This window comes from Streptomyces sp. NPDC001513 (assembly GCF_042894695.1).
Lineage (GTDB): Bacteria > Actinomycetota > Actinomycetes > Streptomycetales > Streptomycetaceae > Streptomyces.
Map to the genome: position 1 here is coordinate 413,569 of NZ_JBIAVU010000007.1, position 25,852 is coordinate 439,420.

Consider the following 25,852-nt stretch of genomic DNA (forward strand, 5'->3'; position numbering starts at 1 on the left):
CGAGGGGTGTCGTGCCATCTGTCGGCACGACACCCCTCAGTGCATGTCGGCGGGTGACGAACCGCCCGGGACAAGGAGATGGGGCTCGCCCGTGCCGTCCGCCCGGGCCGACCAGATGTCGCTCGCGCGGCCCTCCTGTCCCGGCAGGGAGTAGGCGAGGGTCGAGTCGTCCAGCCAGGCGGCCTGGTCGTCGACGCCGCGGGGTTCGGCCGACGGGTGCTCGCGCATCGTCGCGAGGTCGAGGACGTACAGCCGCCAGGGCGCCCGGGGGTCGTCGGAGACCTTCTTCTTGAAGGCGACGCGCGTGCCGTCCGGTGACAGCGAGGGGCATTCGGCGTTCTCCCGCAGTGCCTTCACCGACCAGGCGCGCAGGTCCCCCTCGACCAGGTGGGTGGCGCCCCGGGTGGAGACGGTGGCGTAGAAGCGGTTGTCGTCGGAGGCGAAGGTGACGCCCCAGTAGTTGACGTCGGAGTCGTGGTGGCGGGCCCCGCCGAGGGTCAGCGGGATCTGCTCGATCGACTTGACCAGATAGCCGGTGCGCAGGTCCAGGATCGCCGTCCGGGTGGAGAACGCGGTGGTGGCGTAGGAGTCGCCGGTCGTGAAGGTCGTCCAGGACAGGAGCTGCCCCGAGGCGGAGACGCGGGCCCGGTTGGGGATGCCGGGCACGGTCACCCGGCGGATCTCGCGCAGCCGCCGGTCGAGTACGAGGGCATCGGTGCGGGGCGGGACCCCGGGCAGCCTGCGCAGGCACAGGGCGTGCTCGCCGGCGGCGTGGAAGCGGTCGCAGGACGGGCCGCCCGTCACCCGCGGCAGGCTCGGGCCGCCCTGGCGCGCGACCCGTCCGCCGGCCGAGTCCCGGAAGTAGAGGCCGGGTTCCGCGAGGGTGAAGGAGGCGTCGGCCCGCTCCCCGGGCGGGCGTTCCCGGTGCCGCGCGTGCAGGACGTAGCCCAGCGAGCCTCCCGCCAGTAACAGGACGGCGGCGATGACGAAGGCCAGGCGCAGCCGTCGGGACGGGGGGTTCACGATGCCTCCGTGGTGGTCGGGGGAGCGGCGGGCAGGATGCGCGAGGCGGCCACGAGGGCCCCGGCCAGCGCGAGGAGGGCCGCCCACAGGGCGGGCCGCTGTCCCCAGAGGGTCCAGGCCGCCCCGAATCCGGCGGCGGCGAGCAGCCGGGCCAGTGCCTGGCCGGTCTGCAGCAGGGCGAGTCCGCCCGCCCGGCCCTGCGCGGGCAGCGCCGGCGCGGCCAGTGCCATGAGGACGCCGTCCGTGCCGGCGTAGAAGATCCCCAGCAGGGCCAGGACGGTGACGACGCTCGGCCAGGAGACCGGCGCCAGCAGCACGGCGTACGCGCAGAGCAGGGCGCCGTGCCCGAGCAGGAAGGCAGGCCGTCGTCCGGACCGGTCGGCGAACCGACCCGCGGGGACGGCGAGCAGGAGGTAGACGGCGGCGGCGCCGAGCGGCAGCAGCGCGAACAGGGCGGGCGGCAGGTCGAGGGCGCGCAGCAGCAGCAGGTAGAGGAAGGCGTCGCCGATGGTGGTGGCGCCGAGCAGGGCCGCGGCGTACAGGACGCGGCGGAAGACGGGGTTGCGCAGGGCCGCGGTCCTGGGCGGGCGCGCGGGTGCGGGCACGGTCGTGTCCGCGGCCGGGACGTACAGGACGAGCAGGAGCACTCCGAGCAGGCCCGTGCAGAAACTGACGGCGAACACCGCGTCGTAGGCGTCGGCGGTCGCCCACAGCACGGCGAACGCGGCGAGCGGGCCGAGCAGCGCGCCCGTGGTGTCCATGGCGCGGTGAACGCCGAAGGACCGGCCGAGGCTCTCCGGGGGCCCGCTGAGCGAGATGAGGGCGTCGCGCGGGGCGGTACGGATGCCCTTGCCGAGGCGGTCGGCGGCGAGCGCGGCGGCGATCCCACCCGTGGTGCCCCCGGCGAGCAGCAGTCCGAGCCGGGAGAGCGCGGACAGCAGGTAGCCGGCGCCGGCGACCCGCTTGTGGTGGCCGCGGCGGTCGGCGAGCCGTCCGCCGAGCAGCCGGACGAGGGCGGTGGCTCCGCTGAACATGCCGTCCAGGAAGCCGAACTGGAGGGGGGTCAGGCCCACGCCGAGGACGAGGTAGAGCGGCATGACCGCCGTGACCATCTCGGAGGAGATGTCGGTGACGAGGCTGACCGTGCCGAGCGCGAGGACGGCGGCGGGGACGCGCCGCCCGACCCCCAGGGGGCGGGGCGGCGCGTCCGGGCGGCCGTTGGCGGCCAGGTACATCAGTGGCAGCTGTACTTCGGGCTCGTGTCCTTGACCTGGCCGTCGGTGGCCACGTAGGTCCACCCGTAGCCGGAGGCGGTGAAGTCCAGCTTCACCACGCCGTACGGTCCGCTGATCCGCTTCTGGCTGTTGGGCTGGACCTCCTCGATCGGGTAGGGCTCGGCGCCGCCCATCCCGCCGACGATCTCCACGATCCCGTCGGCGGTCGCCCGGCCCTCGGGGTCCTGCGGGGCGAACCGCTCGTAGTGGTGGTCGTGCCCGTTCAGGACCAGGTCGGCCCGGGCGGCGTAGAGGATCTTCCACACCGGCTTGGAGACGGGGTCGTTGCCGTGCCCGCCGGAGGAGTACAGCGGGTGGTGCCAGTAGGCGGCGACGCACGGCCTGGTGTTGGCGGCGAGGTCGGCCTTCAGCCAGTCGGTCTGGGCGGCCTGGTCGAAGGAGTTGGAGTCGAGGGCGACGAAGTGCCAGTTGCCCTCGTCGAAGCTGTACCAGCTCTTGCCCTGCGGGTAGGCGATGCTCCCGAAGTACGACTTGTAGCCGGCGAGCGGGCCGGCCGGGTCGTACGTCTCGTGGTTGCCCGGGACCGGGCGGGTCTTGGCCTTGAAGGTGCCCCAGCTCTTGTCGTAGTAGGCGCGGTAGTCGGAGAGCCGGGCGTCGTCGTACTGGTTGTCGCCCATCGTCAGGTAGAACTTCGGGTCGATCCGCTGGGCGAGCGCGGCGGTCTTGGGGTGTGCGCAGCCGCTGTCGGACGCGGTGCACTGCGCGGCGATGTCACCGGCGGCGACGACCGTGAAGGAGCCGCCCGGCGGCGGCCCGTCCCCAGCGGTGCCGTACACCTCGGCCTCGAAGAGCGAGTAGCCGTACGAGGTGCCGCGCGCGGTGCCCTGGACGCGCAGGTAGCGACCCTTGCCGGACAGGCCGGTCCAGTCGTCGGTGCCGCCGTTGCCGGCGCTCTCGGTGGCGAGCGTGGTCCAGGCGGCGCCGTCGGCGGAGACCTCGACGCGGTACGCCTTGGCGTAGGCGGCCTCCCAGGTGAGCCGTACCCGCGAGACGGTGGCCCCGGCGCCGAGGTCGACCCGGATCCACTGCGGGTCCTTGCCCTCGACGCTGGCCCAGCGGGTGGCCGGGTCGCCGTCGAAGGCGTTCTTCGCGCCCAGCGAAGAGGTCTCGGTGGAGGACGCGGTGGCGGGCTTCCCGCGGGATATGAGGGGGTCGGCGGCGGCCCCGGCGCGGTCGGGCCAGGCCAGGAGGAGCCCGCAGACGAGTGCGAGTGCGGTGACGCCGGAGAGGAGGAGGGTGCGGAGTCCGGCGGGTAACAGAGGCTGCCGGTCGGAGGTGTTCGGGCGCATACCTGGAACTCCCTGCTTCGAGGGGGCGGCGAGAGCTGGGCACTGGCGCGGGCGGCGCGGTCCCCCGCCCGCGGGCGGGCAGGGGGCGGCACCGCGGCGGCCGGGTCAGAGCTCTCGCTGAGCGCGTCATGCCCGTGGGGGTGGGCACCGCGCCGAGCCGCCGCCCGGGACCTTAACAGGAAGGAAAGTTTCCTACCAGTGTGCCGGCAGCAGTTCTCCCAAGGCTGTTCGCCGCCGGGTTCCCACCCGGCGCCGGTAGGCTCGTCGCATGGACCAGCCGAATGGGACGCCGTCGTACTGCCCCGCCCCCGCCGCCCCGGCCGGGCGGGTGGACGGGCCGCCGTACGCGGACTGCCTGGAGTGCGGCAAGCCCACCGAGTACGGGATCGCGACGCCGGGCGTGGTGCTCTGCCCGGTCTGCGAGTGGCAGGACGCGCAGCGCACCGCCTGTTCCGGCTGACGGGCCCGGCCGTCCCCGGCCCGGTCACTTCCCGATGAGCTCGGAGACCTTCACGAAGCGGTAGCCGCGCTTGCGCAGCTCCGGGACGATCTTCCGAATGGCTTCCTCGGTGACCGGGGCGGCGCTGCGCGTGCAGTGCATGACCACCACCGAGCCGGGCTTCACCCCGTTGAGCACCTGTTCGGCCACCGCGTCGGGGTCCTTCGCGAAGGCGTCCCCGCTGACCACGTCCCACTGGACGGCCGTGACCTTGGCCGTGGACAGGGCCCGCAGCGCCTGGTCGTCGTAACAGCCGCCCGGGAAGCGGAAGTAGGGGACCGTGTTGACGGCCCCCGCCTGCCGGAAGGCGGCGAAGGCCCGGTCCACGTCGGCGCGGGCGGCGGCGCCGTCGAGCGCCGGCAGCCCGTAGCAGGGGGACTTGAAGGCGTGGTGGCTGTACGAGTGGTTGGCGATCTCGAAGTTCGGGTCGGTGCCGATGGACTTGGCCTGGTCCGGGTACTCCTCGGCCCACCGGCCCGTCATGAAGATCGTCGAGGGCACCTTGAGCGTGCGCAGGGTCGAGATCAGCTGCGGGTTGTCGAAGTGCTCGCCGTCCGCGGCGCGCGGCCCCTGGTCGGAGGTCATGTCGGCGTCGAAGGTCAGCGCCACGGTCTTGTCCGTCTGCTGCTTCGCCCGCTCGAAGACCGGGGTCAGGCCGTTCGGGCCGGGGGCCAGGGTCGGGGCCTTGGCGGGCGCGCCGGCCTGTGGGGCGCCCGCCTGTGGGGCGCCGGCCTGCGGGGTGGGGGGCGCGCTGTTCGGGGCGGACGCGGTGGGCGCGCCGGAGGCCGAGGCGGCGGGAGTGCCCAGGCGGGCTTCGCGGCCGGCGTCCGGCGCGGAGCCGCCCCCACAGCCGGCGAGGGCGGCACCCAGCACCGCCGTGACAGCCGTGGCGGCTACTTTTCGTGCGGAAATGGTCACGTACGCAAACTATATGACTATCCAACAACAGGACTGCGCGACAGGCGGTCGCGCAGCCGTGCGGTCATTCCGTCATGCAGTCATACGAATCGGGGGTCAGCGCCACGGGCCCGTCACCGCGAAGGTGGTGCCCGGGGTGTACGCGTTGACGTACATCGTCCGCCCGTCGGGGGAGAAGGTGACCCCGGCGAACTCCCCCCACTCCGGGGCCCCCGGCTGCCCGATGTCCTGGGCGTTGCGGGCCACCGGATAGACCTCGCCGCCCGCCGTCACGCCGAAGACGTACTGGGCGCCGCCGCCGTCCTCGCACACCATCAGGCCGCCGTCCGGGGCCAGGCAGATGTTGTCGGGGGAGTCCCCGGGCAGCGCGATGTCGGCGGCCGGCCCGAAGAGCACGTCCAGCCGCAGCCGGGCCCGGCGCGGATCGTAGAACCACACCTGACCGTGGTGGTCGGCGGACGCGCCCTCGCCCGTGCGGGCGAAGCTGGACACGAAGTGGACGCCGTCGCCGCCCCAGTAGCAGCCCTCCAGCTTCTGCGCGTGGGTGATCCCGCCCCGCCCGAAGTCCTGGAGCCGGATCGGGTCCGAGGCCGCGGAGGGATCCGGTACGGGCACCCACTCCACCGGGAACTCCGCCCCGGGTCGGTCCACCACCGCGAGGTCCGCGATCCCCGGCACCCGCAGGGCCTCCAGGGCGCCTCCCGCCCGCAGCGAGCCGAGCCCCCCGAGCGGCCGCGCCGGCAGGAAGCGGTAGAAGAGCCCGAACGGCTTGACGAAGGCGTCCTCGGTCTCGTAGACGACCCCGCGGTACGGGTCCACGGCGACGGCCTCGTGCGCGAAGCGGCCCATCGCGGTGAGCGGGACCGCGCCCGAGCGGTGCGGGTCGGCGGGGTCCACCTCGAAGACGTAGCCGTGGTCGCGGGCGTAGCCGGAGGTGCCCGCGCGGTCCTCGGTCTCCTCGCAGCTCAGCCAGGTGTTCCAGGGGGTGCGGCCGCCCGCGCAGTTGACGGCGGTGCCGGCGAGGGCGACCCGCTCGCCGGTGACCGCCCCGGCGGCGTCGAGTTCCAGGGCCGTGCAGCCGCCCAGGGCCTCGGGGTCGTACGTCAGCCCCGGGACGGCGGGGACGCGCAGGGCGGCGGTGGTGCGGTTCTCGTGGTTGCGGACCAGCCGCATCCGGCCGCCGCCTGCGTCGAAGGCGGCCATGCCGTCGCAGTTGGCCGGGACGGTGCCCTCGCCGGAGCGCAGCGGACCGCCCGCCCGCGAGAGCACCCGGTAGCCGAACCCCGCGGGCAGGTCGAGCAGTCCGCGCGGGTCGGGGAGCAACGGCCCGTACCCGCGCCCGGCGCGGGCGGCCAGGGCGGCGGGGGAGCCGCCGGCGAACAGCGCCCCGAGCGTCCCGCTGAAGGCGATCGCGCCGGCGGCGAGCAGGCTGCGTCGGGTGACGGACATCGGCGGCTCCGGGCGGTGTGCGGCAGCGGTGTTCGGGAAGGGCGTCGGGGGTGGCATCGGGGCGGGTGTCAGGGAGGGGGAGGGGGCAGGGAGGGTGTCAGGGGCGGGTGGTGCCCGGAAGGCAGGTCACCGCCGGGTTGAAGGTCTGGAACAGGCCGCCGGGGTTGTCCTTCCAGAGCCACAGCTGCAGGGCGTAGTGGACCGGCTGGCCGGGGAAGTTGCCGGGCTTGGGGCCCTTGAAGGGGACGCCGAACAGCGTGGGGCGGTCGTCGTCCGTGGTGAGCTTCTGGTCGCGGTCGTAGACCAGCCACTGGACTCCGACGAGGCGTTTGCCGCCGCGCCCGTCGTCCTCGTAGTACAGCGCGGCGGGCTTCGCGGGGTCGAGGGAGTTGTCGTACGCGTGGTTGAAGTGCGGGTAGCCGAGCGCGCCCGTTCCCCCCGCCTTGTCGAAGACGCAGTACTTGTCGGGCTTGTAGCCGGCCGCCACCCCGTTGGCGTGCACCTGGTACCTGGCGGTCGCCTTGTACACGAGGGCCCGGTCGGCCACGGCCCGTCCGGCGCCACCGTCGGCGCCCGCGCCGGGACGGGGCGGAGCGCCGGACGCGGCGGGGGCGGCGGCGACGGCCGCCAGGGCGAGCGAGGCGGCTGCGGTGAGGGCCAGGGCGAGACTGCGGGCCATGCGCGGGCTCCTTGCGACGGGCTGGCGAGAGACTCCGTACCCCTTCCCCGGGCCGTCGCGCCCGCCACACAAACGGCCCCGGACGGCCGACCGCCGATCGGCTGAGGGCCCGCCGGACCCTGCACGCGGACGAACTCGTACCCGGCCCCGCGGGCCTCACCCGAACGGGAACGGCGCCGTTTCGCGGCCCACCCGCACGGGGAACCGGTGTGTCCGCAGAAGGCGAGTGCGAGCGAGTGCGACGGAGGGTGCGGAACATGGCGCAGCAGGATGCGGCACCGAACGGCGGCGGAGAGCTGCAGGACATCGTCTCGGCCGTGTCCAGGGGCGCGCCGGAGTACCGGCAGTGCCCCCACCCGATGTACGCCGCCCTGCGCGAGCAGGCCCCGGTGTGCCTGCTGACTCCGCCGCACGGGGTCGACACGTACCTGATCACGCGCCACGACGACGCCCGCGACGCGCTGTCCGACCCGCGCTTCAGCAAGAACATGCGCGGGGCCATCGACACCTACCACGCCGTGTACGGCAGCTTCTTCGACGCGCTCGACGACAACGTGCTCTTCTCGGACCCGCCGCGGCACACCCGGCTGCGCCGCATCCTGCGCAGCGCCTTCACCCCCCGGCGGGTGGAGCAGATGCGCCCGCGGATCACCGAGATCGCCGAGGGCATCCTCGCCGAGTGCCGGAAGGCCGGCACGGTCGACCTGATGGCCGCGTTCGCGTTCCCGCTGCCCATCGCGGTCCTGTGCGAACTGATGGGCATCCCGCAGGAGGACCGCCCGGAGATCCTGGAGCAGTTCGCCGTGGTGACGCGCTCCCGGTTCGATCCGAGCAGGAGGGCGGAGCTGAAGGCGGCCGAGGAGCGGCTGCAGCACCGGCTGGAGCGGCTCATCTCCGACACCCGCGCGCACCCGTCGGACTCCTTCCTCAGCGACCTCCTCCAGGCGGAGGAACGGCTGGAGGACCCCGAACTGGTCGCCTCGCTGTGGGTGCTGTTCTTCGCGGGCCACAAGACCACCGCGTACCAGATCGGGAACTCCGTCCTCAACCTGCTGCTCCGCCCCGACCAGGCGGCGAAGCTCCGCGAGGACCCCCGGCTGATCCCGGGGGCGGTCGAGGAGATGCTGCGCTTCGAGGGCTCGGTGGAGACGTCGACCTTCCGGTACGCGGCGCAGGACGCCCGGATCCGGGACACGCTGATCCCCGAGGGCTCCCTGGTGCAGATCGCGATCTCCTCGGCCAACCGGGACCCGGAGAAGTTCGACTCCCCGGACGAGCTGGACGTGACGCGCGAGGGACTCCAGGGGACGCACCTGGGCTTCGGGCACGGCACCCACTACTGCCTGGGGGCCCCGCTGGCGCGGCTCGAACTCGAGATCGCGTTCGCCTGCCTGCTGCGGGAGTTCCCGGACATGGAGCTCGCGGACGCGGAGGAGACCAAGGGGGCGTGGCTCAAGGGGCCGGTGGCGGCGTTCCGGGGGCTCGAACACCTCCGGATCGTCCTGGAGCCCTCGCGCCCGGACGGGGATCCCGGCGAGCCGACCCTGGCCTCCGTGGCCTCCGGAAAGTAACCCAGACCCGATGGGCGGTGGATCGTCATGACGGATTCCGTGAGTACTCCCGCGCTGCGCCTCCTGGGCACGCCGGCGGACGAACTGCGCATCGCCGCGGTGGGCACCAGTGAGGTCATCCGGGTCGGGCGGGGTCCCTCCGCACCCGGCCCGGACGCGGCGCGCGCGGTCCATTCGAAGATCGACATGCATCACCACTACTGCGCGCCGCAATGGCGCGAGTGGGCCGTGCACCACGGGCTGATCACGCAGGAACAGCTGCCCCCGTGGACGCGGCTCGGCATCGGGGACGCGATCCGGTTCATGGACGGGGCGGGCATCACGACCGCCGTCCTCAAGCCGATGCTGCCGGCGCGCTACCGGTCCTCGGCGCAGCTGCGCGAGGCCGTCAACATCACGCTGCAGTCGATGGCCGAGGTGGCGGCCTCGCACCCGGGCAGGTTCTCGTACTACGTGCCCCTGTTCCTGGACGACCCGGAGGCCTCGTCGTGGGCCGTGCGCCGCGGCCTCGGGCAGCTCGGCGCCGTCGGCGTGAACGTGACGGCCAACTACGGGGGCGTCTACCTCGGGGATCCCGCCTACGACCGGCTGTTCCACGAGCTGAACGAGTTCTCCGCCGTGGTGGACACCCATCCGCACAACCTGCCCGGCTGCCCGCCCGGTGCGTCGAGCCTCCCCGGCATTCCGAACTTCATGTGCGACTTCCTGCTGGACACCACGCGGGCCGCCGTGAACATGATCAGCAGGCGGACGCTGGACCGCTTCCCGGACATCTCCGTCGTCCTGCCGCACGCGGGCGGCTTCCTCCCGTACATCGCCACGCGGCTGGAGGCCCTCGGACGGTTCTGCGAACCGCGCGTGGAACCCGCGGCCGTCCGCGACCACCTGAGCCGCTTCTACTACGACACCGCGGGCCCCATGGCGCCCGCGGCGACCCTGCTGGAGCACGTGCCGGCCGATCACGTCCTCTTCGGCACGGACTGGCCCGCCGCGCCCGCCGACACGGTCACGGACCTGGCGCTGCCCGCTCTGGAAGCGGACCCGGCCTTCACTCCGGAGCAGCTGCAGGGCATCTACCACGGCAACGCGATGCGCCTCATCCCGCAGCTGGCGAACGCCTGACGGAGAGCGCCTGACGGAGAACGCCTGACGGGGGTGCGGGCCGCGCCGTGCGGCCCGCACCCCCGGCGGAGCGGGAGGGATCAGACGAGCTCGGCGCTCAGGGTGATCGTCGTACCGGTCAGGGCCTGGCTGACCGGGCAGTTCTTCTTGGCGTCCTCGGCCGCGGCGGCGAAGCCCTCCGCGTCCAGGCCGGGGACCTCCGCACGGACCGTCAGGTGGATGCCCGTGATGCCCTCGCCCGGCTGGAAGGTCACATCGGCCTTGGTCTCCAGGCGGGTGGGCGGGGTGCCGGCGCCGTCCAGGCCGTGCGAGAGGGCCATCGAGTAGCAGCTGGAGTGCGCGGCGGCGATCAGCTCTTCCGGGCTGGTCTTGCCGTTCGCGGCCTCGGCGCGCGAGGGCCAGGAGACCTCGAACGAGCCCTGGCCCGAGGAGTCGAGGGTGACCGTGCCGGCGCCCTTGAGCAGGTTGCCTTCCCAGACGGTGTGCGCGGTACGCGTGGTGGCCATGGTGGATCCCTTCGGAGAAAGTTGGGAACTGCCGCACCGTCCCGGATGACGGGTCGGTCCGGCGTCCCCAAACCTACTGGGACACCAGGGGTTTCGCGTCGCGCGCCAGCGCGGTGAGCCGCGATATGGCGCGGAAGTACTTCTTCCGATAGCCGCCGTTCAGCATGTCCTCGCTGAAGAGCCGGTCGAAGGGGACCCCGGAGGCCAGGACCGGGATCTCGCGGTCGTACAGCCGGTCGGCCAGGACCACCAGCCGCAGCGCCGTCGACTGGTCGGGCACCGGGCCCACGTCGGTCAGGCAGACGGCCGTGATCCCGTCGGTCAGCGCGCCGTAGCGGCTGGGGTGCACCCGGGCCAGGTGCTCCAGCAGGCCGGGGAAGTCGTCCAGGCTCGCGCCCTCGGTCGCGTACGCGGCCTTGGCGACCTGCTCGTCGGAGAACGGGGCGGGCGCGTCCGGCAGGCCGCGGTGGCGGTAGTCCTGGCCGTCGATCCGCAGCGGCCGGAAGTGCGCCGACAGCCCCTGGATCTCGCGCAGGAAGTCGGCGGAGGCGAAACGGCCCTCGCCGAGCTTGCCGGGCAGCGTGTTGGAGGTGGCGGCCAGCGCCACGCCCTGCTCGACGAGGCGGCTGAGCAGCGAGGACACCAGCACGGTGTCGCCCGGGTCGTCCAGCTCGAACTCGTCGATGCACAGCAGCCGGTGCCCGCCCAGGGTCTGCACGGTCTGCTGGAAGCCGAGCGCGCCGACCAGGTTGGTCAGCTCCACGAAGGTGCCGAAGGCCTTGAGCGCGGGCTCGGCCGGGGTGGCGTGCCACAGGGAGGCGAGCAGGTGGGTCTTGCCGACGCCGTACCCGCCGTCGAGGTAGACCCCGCGCGGGCCGGAGGGGGCCGCGGGCTTCCTGGCGAACCAGCGCCTCTTGCCGGAGCCGCTCGCGTGCGCCCCGCCCAGACCGGCTGCGAAGCCGCTCAGCACGGTGACGGCCTCGGACTGGCTCGGCTGGGTCGGGTCCGGGTTGTACGTGTCGAAGCGGACCGAGTCGAAGCGCGGCGGCGGCACCATCTCGGCCACCAGCCGTTCGGCGGGCACCCGCGGCTCGCGCGCACACAGGGCCTGGGGTCCCGCGTCGGCTATCGGAGGCCGGCCGGAGGTGGAGAGTGATGTCGACACAGCCCTTAACTCTACGGGGCGTGGCACACTGCCCGGATGCGACGCCTGCTCCCTGTGACCGATCAGACACCAGCCTCGCCCCAGGACCGGGCCGACCGGGAGTGGTCGCTCGACGAGCTCGCGGACGCCTACGCGTACCCCGCCCTGGGGCCGGACGGGCACTGGCTCCGGGCGAACATGGTCTCCACCCTGGACGGGGCGGCCCAGCACGACGGCCGTTCGCAGCCGATCTCCGGCGAGACCGACATGCGGATCTTCGGCACCCTGCGGGCGCTGGCCGATGTGGTGGTCGTCGGGGCGGAAACGGTTCGCCAGGAGGGCTACCGCCCGGCCCGGGCCCGGGAGGCCTTCGCCGCCCGCCGGGCGGCCGCCGGACAGGGCCCGGCCCCCGCGATCGCCGTGGTCACCGCGCGCATGGACCTGGACTTCTCGCTCCCCCTGTTCACCTCCCCGCTGGCGCCCACCCTGGTGGTCACCGGCGCCGGCGCGCCCGCCGACCGGGTGGCCGAGGCGGTCAAGGCCGGGGCCGAGGTCGTGGTGGCCGGCGACGGCGCGGCGGTGGACCCGGCCCGCGCGGTACGGGAGCTGGCCGGGCGGGGGCTGCGCCGCCAGCTCACCGAGGGCGGTCCCCGGCTGCTGGGCCAGTTCGTGGCCGCCGACGCCCTGGACGAGCTGTGCCTGACGATCTCGCCGATGCTCGCGGCCGGTGACGCCCAGCGGATCGCCGGGGGACCCTCCGTCACGGTTCCGCACCGGCTCGCGCCCGCCTCCGTACTGGAAGAGGCCGGGTTCCTCTTCACGAGCTACCGTCGGATCTGACAAGGGGCGGAATTTGGCGTTCCGCTTTGCTTCCGCTGGGCACATAACTGGGCAGACATACCTGCGCAAGGCCCCGTGCGACAGCGGGGCAGGATGGTTTCCGCAGGGGCCGGCCAGCCGGCCTCGGCCCATGAAGGAGAGGGCGTCCGTGTTCACGAGCGTATTGATGATCGAGCAGCCGCTGACCACGGTGGACGTGGACTTCGTCACCACCCTGCACGGGGACGACCCGGTCTCCTTCGTCGTCCTCATGCGCCCCCGGGGCGACCAGGACCGCCTGCTGCGCGCCATCGACGACGTCGCGCTCGGTGAGCTCCCCGAGGCCATCCACGAGGGCGACGAACCCGAGGGCGAAGCCGCCCGCGGCCCGGCCGCGCACGCCCTCGCACACTCCCTGAACGCCCTGCGGCAGAAGGGCGCCAACGCCACCGGGCAGATCATCGGGGACCACCCGCTCGACAAGCTGAAGGCCGTCGTGGACGAGACCGGCGCCGACGAGGTGATCGTCCTGACCGCCCCGCACTTCGTGGAGGAGTTCTTCCACCGGGACTGGGCCTCGCGGGCCCGGCACAAGGTCGGCGTTCCGGTGCTCAAGCTCTTCGCCCACAACGAATAGGCTGGGCCCGTCAGAGCTCGACAGCACCACCCCTCGATCCTGGAGCGACCTGAATGAAGCCCGGCCTGCCGACCGCCATGGAACGGCCCCACTTCATCGGCATCGGCGGCGCCGGGATGTCCGGCATCGCGAAGATCCTGGCCCAGCGCGGAGCGCAGGTCGCCGGCAGCGACTCCCGAGACTCCGAGACCGCCCAGGCCCTGCGCGCCCACGGCGCCACCGTCCACATCGGGCACGCGGCCGGCCACCTCGCCGCCGACTCCACCTGCGTGGTCGTCTCCAGCGCCATCCGCGCCGACAACCCGGAGCTCGCCCGCGCCGCCGAGCTCGGCATCCCCGTCGTGCACCGCTCCGACGCCCTCGCCGCCCTGATGGACGGGCTGCGCCCGATCGCCGTCGCCGGCACGCACGGCAAGACCACCACCACCTCGATGCTGGCGGTCTCCCTCTCGGCCCTGGGCCTGGACCCCTCCTACGCCATCGGCGGCGACCTGGACGCCCCCGGCTCCAACGCCCACCACGGCGAGGGCGACATCTTCGTGGCCGAGGCGGACGAAAGCGACCGCACCTTCCACAAGTACAGCCCGCAGGTCGCGATCATCCTCAACGCGGAGCTCGACCACCACGCGAACTACGCGTCGATCGAGGAGATCTACGAGTCCTTCGAGACCTTCGTCGGCAAGGTCGTGCCCGGCGGCACCCTGGTCGTCGCCCACGGCCAGGAGGGCGCCGCCGAGATCGCCCGCCGCGTCGCGGGCCGGGAGGGCCTCACCGTCGTCACGTACGGCGAGGAGGAGGACGCCGACGTCCGGATCACCAAGATCACCCCGCGCGGCCTGACCAGCGAGGTCACCGTGGTCCTGGACGGCCGGATGCTCACCTTCACCGTCTCCGTGCCCGGCCGCCACTACGCGCACAACGCGGTCGCCGCCCTCGCCGCCGGCGTGGCCCTCGGCATCCCGGCCCACAACCTGGCCTCCGCCCTCGGCAAGTACACGGGCGTCAAGCGCCGCCTCCAGCTCAAGGGCGAGGCCGCCGGCGTCCAGGTCATCGACTCCTACGCGCACCACCCCACCGAGATGACCGCCGACCTGGAGGCCATCCGCGGAGCCGCCGGGGACTCCCGGATCCTGGTCGTCTTCCAGCCGCACCTCTTCTCCCGCACCCAGGAGCTGGGCAAGGAGATGGGCCAGGCGCTGACCTTGGCCGACGCCTCCGTGGTCCTGGACATCTACCCGGCCCGCGAGGACCCGATCCCCGGCATCACCAGCGAGCTGATCATCGCGGCCGCCCGGTCCGCGGGCGCCGACGTCACCGCCGAGCACGACAAGGCGGCCGTCGCCGACGTCATCGCGGGAATGGCCAAGCCCGGCGATCTCGTTCTCACCATGGGCGCGGGAGACGTCACGGACCTCGGTCCGGCCATCCTCGCCCGGCTGTCGAGCTGAAGGTACGAGGGAGCGGGAGAGTCATGTCCTACGAGGTAGAGAAGACGGACGAGCAGTGGCAGGCGGAGCTGACCCCGTCCGAGTACCAGGTGCTGCGCCTCGCGGGCACCGAGCCGGCCTTCCGCGGTGAGTACACCGACACCAAGACGGAGGGCGTCTACTCCTGCCGCGGCTGCGGGTCCGAGCTGTTCCGCTCCACGGAGAAGTTCGAGTCGCACTGCGGCTGGCCGTCCTTCTTCGACCCGAAGGACACCGACGCGGTCGAGCTGATCGCCGACGTCTCGCACGGCATGGTCCGTACCGAGGTCCGCTGCGCGAAGTGCGGCTCCCACCTGGGCCACGTCTTCGAGGGCGAGGGGTACCCCACCCCCACCGACCAGCGGTACTGCATCAACAGCATCTCCCTGCGCCTGACCCCCTCCTCCGACGAGGGCTGACGCCGCGGGACCCCGGCGGGCCCCCACCGACCCCTTGCGGGCCGGCGGGGGCCCGTTCGCGTTCCGGTTGCCGGTCCGCCCGCGGCGGGCGGGGCGCTCGCGCGGCTGGCCGGAACGGGTCCGTCTTGGTGTCGAGGACATCGCAGTTCGATTCCGATCCGGTCTCTGGCCTGCGGTGATCCGAAGGTGATAGCACGGTTGGCCGGTGAAGACACCTATCCGTTTTCTGCATGTGTCTGGTTATGATCGGCACCCTCACATCCCGCCGCAGCCGGACCGGTTGTGGCCGTCCCCTCCCCAGGACCGTGCCGTCCGGCTGCTCGGCAACCCCCGACATCCCCCTGCCGCCCCCGCTCCCGAGGACCGATGTCTCCCATAGAACCCGAAGGCGTACGAGGGCAGTCGACGACGCGTCGGTGGCGCAACGTGCGCCTGCGCACCCTGCTCATCTGGCTGGCGGTCGTCCCCACCCTGGCGATGGGCACTCAGGTCACCGTGACCGCCCAGCGGTTGCTGGCCCAGTCGGAACAGCTGCGGGCCGACGTGGAGGCCGCCGAGCGGATCGGCGCACCGCTCTACACGCTCATGGTCGACATGCAGGCGGAGCGGACGGCGACCGCCGCCCAATGGGCGGGCAACGACGGGGCCGAGGGCGAACTGCGCGCCCGCCGCGGGGCCACGGACCTCGCTGCCACCGAGTTCCGCCGGCTGGCCGACGATCCGTCGAGGTCCTTCGCGGAAGTGAGCCGGCAGCTCGACAAACTGGCCGCCTACCGCCAGCGCGCGGACACCCGCAGCGGCGCCGCCGACAGCACGCTGGCCTACTACTCCGAGGTGATCGGCAAGGTCATCCAGGTGTACCAGCAGGAGTTCAGCCACGCGGAGGACGCCGAACTCGCCCAGGCGAGCCGGCCCGTGGTGGCGATGCTCCAGGCCACCGAGATGGTGGCGCGCGAGGACACCGTCCTGGCCCTGGCCGGGCCCTCCGGTGAGCTGAGCTTCGCCGGCTACGACCAGTTCGTCAGCTCCCTGGGCGCCCAGCGGTACCTGCACGAGGCGTTGATCGTGCCGCACCTCACCGAGCGGGACGAGCGGTTCTACGAGCGGGTCATCGGCTCCGCGGACTGGCAGACGAAGACGCGCATCGAGAACGCGGTCCTCTCCGGGCACAAGGACACCGTCTCCGGCATCAGGGTGCCCGCCGAGGTCGCCGGCTGGTCGTCCGCGCACGCCAACTTCTCCGTGCAGATGACCACGCTCAACATCGACCTGGCGCGCTCGGTGCTCGCCCGCGGCGAGGCCAAGGCCGCGGAGCTGCAGACCGAGGTGGCCTGGCTGATCGGGGGAAGCGGCGGCGGGCTGCTGGCCGTCGTGATCGTGGTCGTGTTCACCACCCGGTCGGTGCTCCGCCGGCTGAACGAGCTGCACGTACGCACGGTGACCGTGGCCGACGAGACCCTTCCCGACGTCGTGGCCCGGCTCCAGCGCGGACAGAGCGTGGACCCGGCGGCCCTGCCGGCCGTGAGCGGGGACCGGGACGAGGTCGGACGCATCAGCGACGCCTTCGCCCGCGCCGTCGCCGTGTCGGTCGACGGACACCGGCAGCTCGCCGCCGAACGCCACGGGTTCGGCCTGTTCGCCTCCGGCATCGCCTCGCGCACCGGAAACCTGGTCAGCCGCCAGCTGAGCCTCACCGAGGACCTCCAGGACACCTTCGGCCACGACGAGGCGCTGCTCGCCCAGTTGATGCGGTCCGACCAGCTGACGGTCGGCATGCGGCGGCAGATCGAGAACCTCCTCATCCTGGCGGGCGGCGAGGTCCCCGACCCGCACACCGAGCCCATGCGCGTCGCCGACCTGCTGCGCGAAGCCGCCGCGGAGGTCGAGGACTTCCGGCGCATCGAGCGGCAGGCCCTGGACGAGACCAGCGTGGAACCCGGCGCGATCAGCCAGATCAGCCACCTGCTGGCCGAGCTGCTGGACAACGCCACCCGCTTCTCCCCGCCGAAGGCCAAGGTGGTCATCCGTGCCGAACTGGTCGCGGACGGACTGTCGGTCGAGATCGAGGACCGCGGACCGCGGGTGAGCCCCGAGCGCTACGAGGAGATGAACGGGCGCCTGCACCAGGCCCCGCCGTACTCCGTCCTGGCACAGAACGCGCACCGGCTCGGCCTCTTCGTCGTCGGCCACCTCGCCGACCAGCTCGGGGCGACCGTCACCCTGCGCCGCTCGGTGTACGGGGGGACCTGCGCGGTGGTGATCCTCCCCGGGGAACTGCTGCTGGAGACCGAGGCGGAGAGCCTGCCCGAGCCCGCCCGGCGCGAACCCGCACCGCGGGCCCTGGCCGTGCCCGCGGCGGAGCCCGAGCCCCAGGCCGAGTCCGAGCCGGAGCCGGCCGTCGAGCCGGAGCCGGCGGTCGAGCCGGAGCCGGCGGTCGAGCCGGAGCCGGTCCTGCTCACGGGCGCCGGCCTGCCCAGCCGCCGTACGAAGGCGCCCGCTGCCGCTGCCGCGCCCGCGCTCGCGGTCCGGCCGGTTCCGGCGGACGCCCCCGCACGGCCGGCCCTCCCCGAGCGGGTCCCGCAGACCCACATCGCAGACCAGCTGCGCGCGCCCCGCGCGCCGGAAACACCCGTGCGGCCGGACACCGAGACACCCGAAGAGGTGGCCGACGCCTGGGCGGACTACGAACAGGGGACCCAGACAGTGGAAGCAGAGCTCCGACGGGATCAGCCATGACCATCTCATCGAACACCACCGCATCCAACGACGCGATCTACAGCGTCCTGGACAACAACCTGAGCAGGATCGCGGGCATCCAGGGCGCCGTGCTCCTGTCCAACGACGGCATCCGGCTCAGCGCCTACCTGCTGGACCAGCCCCAGGCCGAGCGCATGGCGGCCGCGGCCTCCGGCATCGCCTCCACGATGAAGGCGATATCGCGGGAGATCGACGGCGGCGGCGTGATCCGCCAGCTCGTCGAGATGGACGACAGGTACCTCTGCATCGTCGGGTGCGGGGAGGGCAGCACGCTCATCGTGGTGACCTCCCGCAAGGCCCGCCTCGGCGAGCTGGGCGGCGAGGCCGTACGCACGGCCCAGGCCCTCGGCGAGTGGCTGGGCACCCCCGACCGCGGTCAGGTGCCGTCCGCGTAATGCCGCAGGACGAGTCGCAGCCCGCGAGCCGCCGCCGTACGCGGCTGTACGCCCTGACCGACGGACGTACGGCCGCTTCGCAGACCGTCCTCACCATGGACACCACCATCACGGCGGCGGTCGCCGACGACGCGCTCGGCGGGCTGCCCACCGAGTGGCAGGAGATCCTCGCCATGTGCGCGCCGCCGGGCGGGCGGGCGGTCGCCGAGATAGCGGCGCGGATGCACATCCGGCTCACCCCGATGACGGTGCTCCTCGGGGAACTCGCCGACCGCGGGCTGATCGACCACCGGCCGCCCCTGGCGGCCACCGACACCACCGACGTCAACCTGCTCATGAGAATCAGGGACAACCTTGCCCGGATATGACATGCCCGCCTCCGGGGAAACCGACCCGGTCAAGATCCTCGTCGCCGGCGGGTTCGGGGTCGGCAAGACGACCCTGGTGGAGACGATCTCCGAGATCGAGCCGCTGCGTACGGAAGAGCGGCTGACGGCCGCGGGCGTCGGGGTCGACGACCTCGACGGCATCGAGTCCAAGACGGTCACCACCGTGGCGATGGACTTCGGCCGGCTCACCCTCACCGACGCCGGGGTCGTCCTGTACCTCTTCGGCACGCCCGGCCAGGAACGCTTCTGGTTCATGTGGGACGACCTGCTGAACGGGGCCCTCGGGGCGATCGTGCTGGTCGACACGCGGCGCCTCGACCGCAGCTTCCCGGCCGTCGACTTCTTCGAGAGCCGCGGACTGCCCTTCGTGGTCGGCGCGAACTGCTTCCACGGCGAACAGCCGTACACCGCACAGGAGATCGCGGCGGCCCTGCACCTGCGCGATCCGCGGACACCCGTCCTCATGCTCGACGCCCGCTCCCGCGAGGACGTCCGCGCCTCCCTGCTCGCGCTGCTCGACCGGCTCATCGTCAAGGCCCAGGCGCCGGCGGCCGCCGGCAGCTGAGGGCGGGCGCGGGGCTGTTGTGTTGCGGGGAGTTCCCCTACCCTCCCACCAGCGCGGCCGCGGCGGTCGGAGGAACGCCGTCCGTTCTCCAGGTGTACGGCACCGCGTCACGAGGGGATCCCCGGCCGGTACCCCGGGGCCGCTGTCCTTGGGGCGCCCCTCGACTCCCCCCCTCACCCGCAGAGGTCGTCACGCCATGGCAGAACTCAACCGTCGCAGGTTCCTGCAGATAGCCGGCGGCACCGCCGCCCTCACGATGCTGAACGACAGCATCGCGCGGGCCGCCGCCATCCCGGCGCAGGGCACCACCGGCACGATCCAGGACATCGAGCACGTCGTCGTCCTGATGCAGGAGAACCGGTCCTTCGACCACTACTTCGGCGCGATGAAGGGTGTCCGGGGCTTCGGCGACCCGCGCCCCGTCCTCCAGGACAACGGCAAGTCCGTCTTCTTCCAGTCCAACGGGACCAAGGACGTCCTGCCCTTCAACCCGCAGGTCGCGGACCTCGGGATGCAGTTCCTGGAGGGGCTGAACCACGACTGGGCCGGCGGCCACCAGGCGTACAACAACGGCAAGTACGACAAGTGGATCCCGGCCAAGACGGCCACCACCATGTCGTACATGACCCGGAACGACATCCCGTTCCACTACGCCCTCGCCGACGCCTTCACGGTGTGCGACGCCTACCACTGCTCCTTCATCGGCGCCACGGACCCGAACCGCTACTACCTGTGGACGGGTTACACGGGCAACGACGGCGTGGGCGGCGGCCCGGTCCTCGGCAACCAGGAGGCCGGGTACGGCTGGAAGACGTACCCCGAGCGACTGGAGTCCGCCGGTGTCTCCTGGAAGGTCTACCAGGACGTCGGCGACGGCCTGAACGCGGCCGGCTCCTGGGGCTGGATCAACGACGCCTTCCGCGGCAACTACGGCGACAACTCGCTGCTGTACTTCAACACCTATCGCAACGCCCAGCCCGGCAGCGCCCTGTACGAGAAGGCGCGCACCGGCACCAACGTCAAGGCGGGCGAAGGCTACTTCGACCGGCTGCGCGCGGACGTGGTGAACGGCACCCTACCCTCCGTCTCCTGGATCGCGGCCCCCGAGGCCTTCAGCGAGCACGCCAACTGGCCGACGAACTTCGGCGCCTGGTACATCTCGCAGGTCCTGGACGCGCTGACGGCGAACCCCGCGGTGTGGGCGAAGACCGCCCTCTTCATCACCTACGACGAGAACGACGGCTTCTTCGACCACGTGGTCCCGCCGTACCCGCCCACCTCCTCGGCCTGGGGCCTGTCCACGGCCGACGTGTCCAAGGACCTGTACGCCGGTGGCGGCGGCTACGCGGCCGGACCGTACGGCCTCGGCCCCCGCGTGCCGATGATCGTGGTCTCCCCGTGGAGCAAGGGCGGCTACGTCTGCTCCGAGACCTTCGACCACACCTCCGTGATCCGCTTCATGGAGAAGCGCTTCGGGGTGCAGGAGCCCAACATCTCCCCGTGGCGCCGCGCCGTCTGCGGCGACCTCACCTCGGCCTTCGACTTCACCCGCGCCGACGCCGCGCCCGCCGCCCTGCCCTCCACGGCCGGGTACGTCCCGCCGGACAAGAACCGCCACCCGTCCTACCACCCGACCCCGCCGGCCACGGGCACCCTGCCGAAGCAGGAGGCCGGCTCCAAGCCGACCCGCGCCCTGGGCTACAGCCCGTACGTGGACGGCGCCCGCACCACCTCCACGGGCAAGTTCACCCTCACCTTCTCCTCCGGCCCCACCCTCGGCGCCCACTTCCACAGCACCTCGGGCAACCGTACGGACGGCCCCTGGCCCTACACGGTCGAGGCGGGCAAGACCCTCTCGGACACCTGGTCCACGAGCAGTTCGACCGGCAACCAGATCAACCTGTCGGTGTGGGGTCCCAACGGCTTCCTGCGCACCTGGAAGGGCCCGGCGAAGAAGACCGGCCCCGAGGTCACGGCCCGCCACGTCGCCGGCACCGGCGACCTGGCCCTGACGCTGACCAACTCCGGTACGGCGGCCGTCAACCTCACGGTGACCAACGCCTACGGCGGCGCCGCGCAGGTCGTCCGGGTCCCGGCCGGCGGCACCGCCGCGCACACGGTGGCCCTCGGCGCCACGGGCCGCTGGTACGACGTGAACGTCGTCTCCGACGCCGACGCCACCTTCCTGCGCCGCTTCGCGGGCCACGTGGAGACGGGCGCCCCGGGCGTCTCCGACCCGGCGATCAAGACCGTCTGACGCGGTCCTCCGGCGTGCGCAGCAGCCGCCGTTCCAGGACCGGGAGGTCCTCGGGGCGGTGGCTGCGGGCGTACCGGAGCAGGAGGTCGCGGGCGGTGTCCGGGACCCGGCGCCGCTTCGGGTGCCGGGTGGTGAACTCCTCGCTCGCGAAGAACCGCACGGCGCCCGCCAGGCCGGTGCGGTCCGTCTCCCGTACCGCCCAGGCGAGTTCCTCCGTGGGCCTTCCGGCCAGCAGCAGGCCGGGGGCCCGTTCCGCGAGGAGCCGGGCCGCGTCGCGCGGCTCCTCCCGTACGGCGCCCAGCCAGCCGAACACCATGCGGGGCGGGACCCCGTGCGGCGGGGGCGGCTCCTCCTCGCCCGCGGCCAGGGAGCGGGCGAACTCCCGCAGGCCCTCGGGCGCCGCCGCGGCCCACCGGGCGCGGTGCCGGGCCGGGATCCCGTCGGGGGAGAACGGGTCGAACAGCGTCCGGAGCGGACCGGCCGGCGCGGCGGACCCGATGCGCTCACCGCCGGCCTCGTACAGCGAGAGCCCGCCGTCCCCGTGGCACATGCACTCGAAGTCGTCGTGCGCCGCGTGCCGCGGCCACAGGGCGAGCACCTCCGCGATCTCGGCCCGGTCGAGGACCTCGTACTCCTTCGGGTGGTGCGGGTGCGGGTGGTCGGTGCCGGTCCGGGAGGCCGTGACGGCGATGCGCACCGTGCGCGATGTCGGCTTCACGGTGTGATCGTAGACCCGGTGGGCAGAACGTACGGGTCCGTTTACGTCGCCCCCGTCACCGAGGGAGAACGCATGGCCATCGCCCACCGCAGGATCGGTACCGGACCCCTTCGCGTCATCGTGCTGCACGACTGGTTCGGGACCTCTGCCAACTGGGGCTCCGTGCTGGACCACCTGGACCCCGAGGGGTTCTCGTACGCCTTCCTCGACTACCGCGGCTACGGCGAACGCCGGGACGTGACGGGCCGTCACACCCTCGGCGAGATCGCCGACGACGTCCTGGAACTCGCCGACCAGCTCGGCTGGTCCACCTTCTCCCTGCTCGGCCACTCCATGGGCGGCAAGGCGGCCCAGCAGGTCCTCGTGCGCGCCCCCGAGCGGATCGAGAAGCTCGTCGGGATCAACCCGGTCCCGGCCGCCCCGTACGAGATGGACGACACCACCCGCACCCTCTTCTTCGGCGCCGCGGAGAGCCCCGAGAACCGGCGCACCATCCTCGACCTCGTCACCGGCAACCGGGCGAGCCGGCGCTGGATCGACCGGATGGTCGCCCACTCCCTGGAGATCTCCCGCCCGGAGGCCTTCGCCGACTACCTCGCGAGCTGGCAGTCCCTCGACCTGTCCGACGCCGTCAAGGGCAACACGGTGCCGGTGCTCGTCCTGGTCGGCGAGTACGACCTCGCGCTCACCGCCGACGTGATGCGCGCCACCTGGCAGGTCTGGTACCCGAACTGCCGCATCCGCACCCTCCCCGGGGCCGGCCACTACCCGCCGCACGAGACCCCCGTGGCCTTCGTCACCGAGGTCGAGGCCTACCTGCGCGACTAGCCGCGGCCGCGCGCCGGGCACCGAACGCAAAAAATCCCCGGGGTACGAGGAGACCTCGTACCCCGGGGGATCAGGGTGAGTGACGGGACTTGAACCCGCGGCCACCTGGACCACAACCAGGTGCTCTACCAACTGAGCTACACCCACCACGAAGGGCGGCGGACCACCCGTCGACGTGCATGCACAGCATAGCCGATCTGCGGGGTGGTCCCGCGACGGGTTATCCGGCCGAGCGGCTGGTGGCCAGGGTGTCGGCGAGCCGGGCCGTGACCCCGTCCCGGCGGCCGGCGGCGTGCGCGACGGCCGCCGCGGCGAGGGCCCGGACGATCGGGTGCGGCCGCGAGCCGTCCCCGTACAGCTCCGGCTGGAACAGCGTGGCCAGGAAGAACGGGTGCCCGGGCAGCTCGGCGATGCGGGCCTGGCCCTCCTCGTCGTGCCCCGACAGCCGCAGCCCGTGGGCGGTGAGCACCGGCAGGTGCCGGGGCGCGGGTCCGTAGGAGCAGTGGTAGCGCTCCATCGACCGCTCCGCGCCGAGCGCGGCCTCGGCGAGCGAGCCCGGCTCGGCCCGTACGAGACCCTCGTGCCCGACGAGCGAACAGGCGAGCGGCGCGATCAGCGGGTCCGCCGCCCCAGGGTCGTTCTCGGCGTGCGCCACGGAGGTCAGCCCGCAGACCGTCCGGGCGTACTCCAGCAGCGTGTGCTGGAAGCCGCCGCAGGTCCCGAGGAAGGGGATGCCCTCCTCGCGGGCCACCCGGATCGCGGCCAGCGCCCCGGCCTCGCTCGCGTACGGGCTCCCGGGCAGCACCCACACCGCGTCGAAGCGGGCCAGTGTCCCGGCGGCCGCCTCCGCCTCCGCGTCACCGGTGGGGATCCAGTAGGCGTCGAGGACGAGTCCGTCGCGGGAGGCCAGGGCGTCCAGGAGGAGGGGGATCCGGGTGTGGGACTTCACGTGCGGGGAGCGGTCGCCGACGAGCGCGATCCGGGCCGCCGGTGTGGTCTGCGGGGTCTGTGTGGTTTGTGCGGTCTGTGCGGTGGTCATGTGGATCATCCTGCGGCCGGCTCCCCGTTCAGCGCCAACGATTGTTCCTGCACCCTCCATCAGTGATCCTGATGACCATGGACCCGCACCTGCTCCGCACCTTCGTCGCAGTGGCCCGCCTCGCCTCCTTCTCCGCCGCCGCACGCGAGCTCGGCTACACCCAGTCCGCCGTCTCCCAGCACATCGCCGCCCTCGAAGGAGACCTCCGGGCCGAGCTGCTCACCCGCCGGCCGGTCGCGCCGACCGCGGCCGGGACACGGCTGCTGGAGCACGCCGGACCCCTGCTCCTGCGGCTCGACGCCGCCCGCGCCGACGTGCTCCGGCTGACCGCCGCCCCGCCCGGCCGGGTCACCCTCGCCGCCTCCCCGCTCGCCGTCGGGCCCCGGCTGCTCGCGGCCCTGCCCGCCACCGGGGTCACCCTGCGGGTGCTGCCCCCGGCCGAGGTGCCCGCGGCCGTCGCCACCGGGGGCTGCGACCTCGGCCTCGTCGACGGCCCGGCCGCGCCCAGCGACCCGCTGCGGCTGCCCGACGTGGCCCCCCTCACCGTGACCGGCGTGGCCGAGGAGGAACTGGCCGTGCTGCTGCCCGCCGGACACCCCTTCGCCGGGCGGGCCGCCGTCCGGCTGGACGACCTCGCCGACGCGCGCTGGCTCGACGCCCCCGGCGTGGGGCTGCCGCTCACCGCCGCCCGCGCCTCCGTCCGCTACGACGGCACCGACCTGCACGCCCTCTGCGCCCTCGCCGCGGCCGGGCACGGCCTCGCGCTGCTTCCGCGCCGGGTCGCCGAGGCCGCCGGCGCGGGGGTCGCCGTACCGCTGTCCACCCCGCGCCTGGTGCACCGTACGGAACTCCTCACGCCCGGCACGCCGACGGGCGGCGCGGCCGCTGCCCTCGCCGCCCGGCTCACGGCAGGATCACCCGTATGACACGTGACGCCGCATTCAAGGACCCGGAACCCTTCACGGCCGACGACTACGCCGCCCGGATGGCCGCCGCCGCGCGGACCGCCGCCGACGCCGGACTGGCCGGCCTGCTGATCGCCCCCGGGCCCGACCTCACGCACCTCACCGGCTACCGGCCCACCGCCGAGACCGAGCGGCTGACCCTGCTCGTGCTGGCCGCCGGACAGGACCCGGTGCTCGTCGTCCCCGCACTGGAGGCCCCCGACGCGGCCAAGGCCGCGGGCGCCGCCGCGCTGACCCTGCGGGACTGGGCCGACGGGAAGAACCCGTACGCCGTGACCGCCCCGCTGCTGGATCCGGCCGGCCGGTTCGGGGTGAGCGACAACACCTGGGCCCTCCACCTCCTCGGGCTCCAGCGGGAGTTGCCGCGGACCTCGCACGCGCCGCTCACCGACTGCCTGCCCATGCTGCGCGCCGTGAAGGACGAACGGGAACTGGAGCGCCTCGCCGCGGCGGGGGCCGCCGCCGACGCCGCGTACGCGCAGATCGTCCACCTGCCCTTCGCCGACCGCCGGGAGACGGACGTCGCCGCCGACCTGGCCGCCCTGCTGCGCGCCCACGGCCACTCCCAGGTCGACTTCACCGTCGTCGGCTCCGGCCCCAACGGGGCCAACCCGCACCACGAGGCCGGCGACCGGGTCATCCGCCGCGGCGACATGGTGGTCCTCGACTTCGGCGGCCTGCGGTTCGGCTACGGCTCCGACATCTCCCGCACCGTGCACGTGGGCGAGCCCACCGCCGAGGAGCAGCGGGTCCACGACATCGTCCGCGAGGCCCAGCAGGCCGGCGTGGCGGCGGTCCGCCCCGGGGTCTCCTGCCAGGAGGTGGACCGGGCGGCCCGCGCGGTGATCACCGAGTTCGGGTACGGGGACCGCTTCATCCACCGCACCGGCCACGGCATCGGCGTCACCACCCACGAGCCCCCGTACATGGTCGAGGGCGAGGAGCAGCCCCTGGTCCCCGGCATGTGCTTCTCCGTGGAGCCGGGCGTCTACCTGCCCGGCCGGTTCGGCGTCCGCATCGAGGACATCGTGACCGTCACCGAGGAGGGCGGGCGCCGCCTCAACAACGCCCCGCGCGAGCTGGCCGTCGTCGAGTAGCCCGCA

Annotated in this window: 25 protein-coding genes and 1 tRNA gene; 15 read left to right on the plus strand and 11 right to left on the minus strand. The window is 73.2% G+C overall.

What is annotated here, in order from left to right; genetic code table 11:
• Positions 1-36: 36 nt before the first annotated feature.
• Genes ACFYZ4_RS18365 through ACFYZ4_RS18375 form a run of 3 tightly spaced genes read right to left on the minus strand, consistent with a single transcriptional unit; the run spans position 37 to position 3,607 of the window.
• Entirely contained in the window at positions 37-1,026 is a 990-nt protein-coding gene (locus tag ACFYZ4_RS18365; RefSeq protein WP_390784381.1) for a TolB family protein, read from the minus strand.
• The gene (locus tag ACFYZ4_RS18370) at positions 1,020-2,258 is read right to left on the minus strand and encodes an MFS transporter (RefSeq protein WP_390784352.1); all 1,239 of its coding nucleotides are present in this window, start codon (positions 2,256-2,258) and stop codon (positions 1,020-1,022) included. Before ACFYZ4_RS18370 ends, ACFYZ4_RS18365 begins: the two co-directional genes overlap by 7 nt.
• A complete protein-coding gene (locus tag ACFYZ4_RS18375; RefSeq protein ID WP_390784353.1) occupies positions 2,258-3,607 on the minus strand; it encodes a discoidin domain-containing protein in 1,350 nt (449 codons plus the stop codon). Before ACFYZ4_RS18375 ends, ACFYZ4_RS18370 begins: the two co-directional genes overlap by 1 nt.
• A 268-nt stretch (positions 3,608-3,875) precedes the next feature.
• On the opposite strand from ACFYZ4_RS18375, the gene ACFYZ4_RS18380 reads away from it, so the two are divergent.
• Positions 3,876-4,067: a hypothetical protein gene (locus ACFYZ4_RS18380; protein ID WP_390784354.1), complete on the plus strand. Its 192-nt coding sequence runs from the start codon at positions 3,876-3,878 to the stop codon at positions 4,065-4,067.
• A gap of 24 nt (positions 4,068-4,091) precedes the next feature.
• Here the strand turns inward: ACFYZ4_RS18380 and ACFYZ4_RS18385 are convergent, their stop codons facing one another.
• From ACFYZ4_RS18385 to ACFYZ4_RS18395, 3 genes are all read right to left on the minus strand, one after another.
• Positions 4,092-5,024, minus strand: coding sequence for a polysaccharide deacetylase family protein (locus ACFYZ4_RS18385; protein WP_351287515.1), 933 nt, complete (start codon positions 5,022-5,024; stop codon positions 4,092-4,094).
• A gap of 96 nt (positions 5,025-5,120) precedes the next feature.
• Entirely contained in the window at positions 5,121-6,473 is a 1,353-nt protein-coding gene (locus tag ACFYZ4_RS18390; protein ID WP_390784355.1) for an alkaline phosphatase PhoX, read from the minus strand.
• Positions 6,474-6,570: 97 nt separating this feature from the next.
• Positions 6,571-7,152 carry a hypothetical protein gene (locus ACFYZ4_RS18395; RefSeq protein ID WP_351287519.1) on the minus strand — a complete coding sequence of 194 codons (582 nt, stop codon included), beginning with the start codon at positions 7,150-7,152 and terminating at the stop codon, positions 6,571-6,573.
• A 257-nt stretch (positions 7,153-7,409) separates the two neighbouring features.
• Between ACFYZ4_RS18395 and ACFYZ4_RS18400 the strand changes: the two genes are divergently transcribed.
• Positions 7,410-8,723: a cytochrome P450 gene (locus ACFYZ4_RS18400; protein ID WP_390784356.1), complete on the plus strand. Its 1,314-nt coding sequence runs from the start codon at positions 7,410-7,412 to the stop codon at positions 8,721-8,723.
• A gap of 27 nt (positions 8,724-8,750) precedes the next feature.
• Complete coding sequence (locus tag ACFYZ4_RS18405) at positions 8,751-9,845, plus strand: amidohydrolase family protein (protein WP_351287522.1); 1,095 nt, start codon at positions 8,751-8,753, stop codon at positions 9,843-9,845.
• 80 nt (positions 9,846-9,925) lie between these two features.
• Here the strand turns inward: ACFYZ4_RS18405 and ACFYZ4_RS18410 are convergent, their stop codons facing one another.
• Both ACFYZ4_RS18410 and zapE read right to left on the minus strand, forming a co-directional pair.
• Positions 9,926-10,351 carry an OsmC family protein gene (locus tag ACFYZ4_RS18410; RefSeq protein ID WP_351593257.1) on the minus strand — a complete coding sequence of 142 codons (426 nt, stop codon included), beginning with the start codon at positions 10,349-10,351 and terminating at the stop codon, positions 9,926-9,928.
• Positions 10,352-10,424: 73 nt separating this feature from the next.
• Positions 10,425-11,516, minus strand: coding sequence for a cell division protein ZapE (zapE, locus tag ACFYZ4_RS18415; protein ID WP_390784357.1), 1,092 nt, complete (start codon positions 11,514-11,516; stop codon positions 10,425-10,427).
• A gap of 36 nt (positions 11,517-11,552) precedes the next feature.
• On the opposite strand from zapE, the gene ACFYZ4_RS18420 reads away from it, so the two are divergent.
• The 9 genes from ACFYZ4_RS18420 to ACFYZ4_RS18460 all read left to right on the plus strand — a co-directional run bounded on the left by ACFYZ4_RS18420 (position 11,553) and on the right by ACFYZ4_RS18460 (position 21,199).
• Positions 11,553-12,335, plus strand: coding sequence for a pyrimidine reductase family protein (locus ACFYZ4_RS18420; protein WP_351593250.1), 783 nt, complete (start codon positions 11,553-11,555; stop codon positions 12,333-12,335).
• Positions 12,336-12,483: 148 nt separating this feature from the next.
• Complete coding sequence (locus ACFYZ4_RS18425; RefSeq protein ID WP_037806379.1) at positions 12,484-12,951, plus strand: hypothetical protein; 468 nt, start codon at positions 12,484-12,486, stop codon at positions 12,949-12,951.
• A gap of 53 nt (positions 12,952-13,004) precedes the next feature.
• Positions 13,005-14,399: a UDP-N-acetylmuramate--L-alanine ligase gene (gene murC / locus ACFYZ4_RS18430; RefSeq protein WP_351294358.1), complete on the plus strand. Its 1,395-nt coding sequence runs from the start codon at positions 13,005-13,007 to the stop codon at positions 14,397-14,399.
• Between the two features lie 23 nt (positions 14,400-14,422).
• A complete protein-coding gene (msrB, locus tag ACFYZ4_RS18435) occupies positions 14,423-14,836 on the plus strand; it encodes a peptide-methionine (R)-S-oxide reductase MsrB (RefSeq protein WP_351294361.1) in 414 nt (137 codons plus the stop codon).
• Positions 14,837-15,202: 366 nt separating this feature from the next.
• Positions 15,203-17,572 (plus strand): nitrate- and nitrite sensing domain-containing protein, encoded by a 2,370-nt coding sequence (locus ACFYZ4_RS18440; protein ID WP_390784358.1) that lies wholly within the window; start codon positions 15,203-15,205, stop codon positions 17,570-17,572.
• A complete protein-coding gene (locus ACFYZ4_RS18445; RefSeq protein WP_351294367.1) occupies positions 17,569-17,988 on the plus strand; it encodes a roadblock/LC7 domain-containing protein in 420 nt (139 codons plus the stop codon). The genes ACFYZ4_RS18440 and ACFYZ4_RS18445 overlap by 4 nt, the downstream gene beginning before the upstream one ends.
• Positions 17,988-18,356, plus strand: a complete 369-nt coding sequence (locus ACFYZ4_RS18450) for a DUF742 domain-containing protein (protein WP_351294369.1) — start codon at positions 17,988-17,990, stop codon at positions 18,354-18,356. Before ACFYZ4_RS18445 ends, ACFYZ4_RS18450 begins: the two co-directional genes overlap by 1 nt.
• Before the next feature lies 1 nt (position 18,357).
• Positions 18,358-18,942, plus strand: coding sequence for an ATP/GTP-binding protein (locus tag ACFYZ4_RS18455; RefSeq protein ID WP_351294371.1), 585 nt, complete (start codon positions 18,358-18,360; stop codon positions 18,940-18,942).
• A 196-nt stretch (positions 18,943-19,138) separates the two neighbouring features.
• Positions 19,139-21,199 (plus strand): phosphocholine-specific phospholipase C, encoded by a 2,061-nt coding sequence (locus ACFYZ4_RS18460; RefSeq protein WP_351294373.1) that lies wholly within the window; start codon positions 19,139-19,141, stop codon positions 21,197-21,199.
• Here ACFYZ4_RS18460 and ACFYZ4_RS18465 read toward each other — a convergent pair.
• Positions 21,186-21,917: a hypothetical protein gene (locus ACFYZ4_RS18465; protein WP_390784359.1), complete on the minus strand. Its 732-nt coding sequence runs from the start codon at positions 21,915-21,917 to the stop codon at positions 21,186-21,188. The genes ACFYZ4_RS18460 and ACFYZ4_RS18465 overlap by 14 nt on opposite strands.
• Positions 21,918-21,989: 72 nt before the next feature.
• On the opposite strand from ACFYZ4_RS18465, the gene ACFYZ4_RS18470 reads away from it, so the two are divergent.
• On the plus strand, positions 21,990-22,745 hold the full coding sequence (locus tag ACFYZ4_RS18470) for an alpha/beta fold hydrolase (RefSeq protein WP_390784360.1): 756 nt from the start codon (positions 21,990-21,992) through the stop codon (positions 22,743-22,745).
• 74 nt (positions 22,746-22,819) lie between these two features.
• Here ACFYZ4_RS18470 and ACFYZ4_RS18475 read toward each other — a convergent pair.
• A tRNA-His gene (locus ACFYZ4_RS18475) sits at positions 22,820-22,892 on the minus strand.
• A 73-nt stretch (positions 22,893-22,965) separates the two neighbouring features.
• Positions 22,966-23,784, minus strand: coding sequence for a hypothetical protein (locus tag ACFYZ4_RS18480; RefSeq protein ID WP_390784361.1), 819 nt, complete (start codon positions 23,782-23,784; stop codon positions 22,966-22,968).
• A 77-nt stretch (positions 23,785-23,861) separates the two neighbouring features.
• On the opposite strand from ACFYZ4_RS18480, the gene ACFYZ4_RS18485 reads away from it, so the two are divergent.
• Together ACFYZ4_RS18485 and ACFYZ4_RS18490 are read left to right on the plus strand one after the other, a co-directional pair.
• Entirely contained in the window at positions 23,862-24,710 is an 849-nt protein-coding gene (locus tag ACFYZ4_RS18485) for a LysR family transcriptional regulator (protein WP_351294438.1), read from the plus strand.
• Entirely contained in the window at positions 24,707-25,846 is a 1,140-nt protein-coding gene (locus tag ACFYZ4_RS18490; protein ID WP_351294382.1) for an aminopeptidase P family protein, read from the plus strand. The genes ACFYZ4_RS18485 and ACFYZ4_RS18490 overlap by 4 nt, the downstream gene beginning before the upstream one ends.
• Positions 25,847-25,852: the final 6 nt, after the last annotated feature.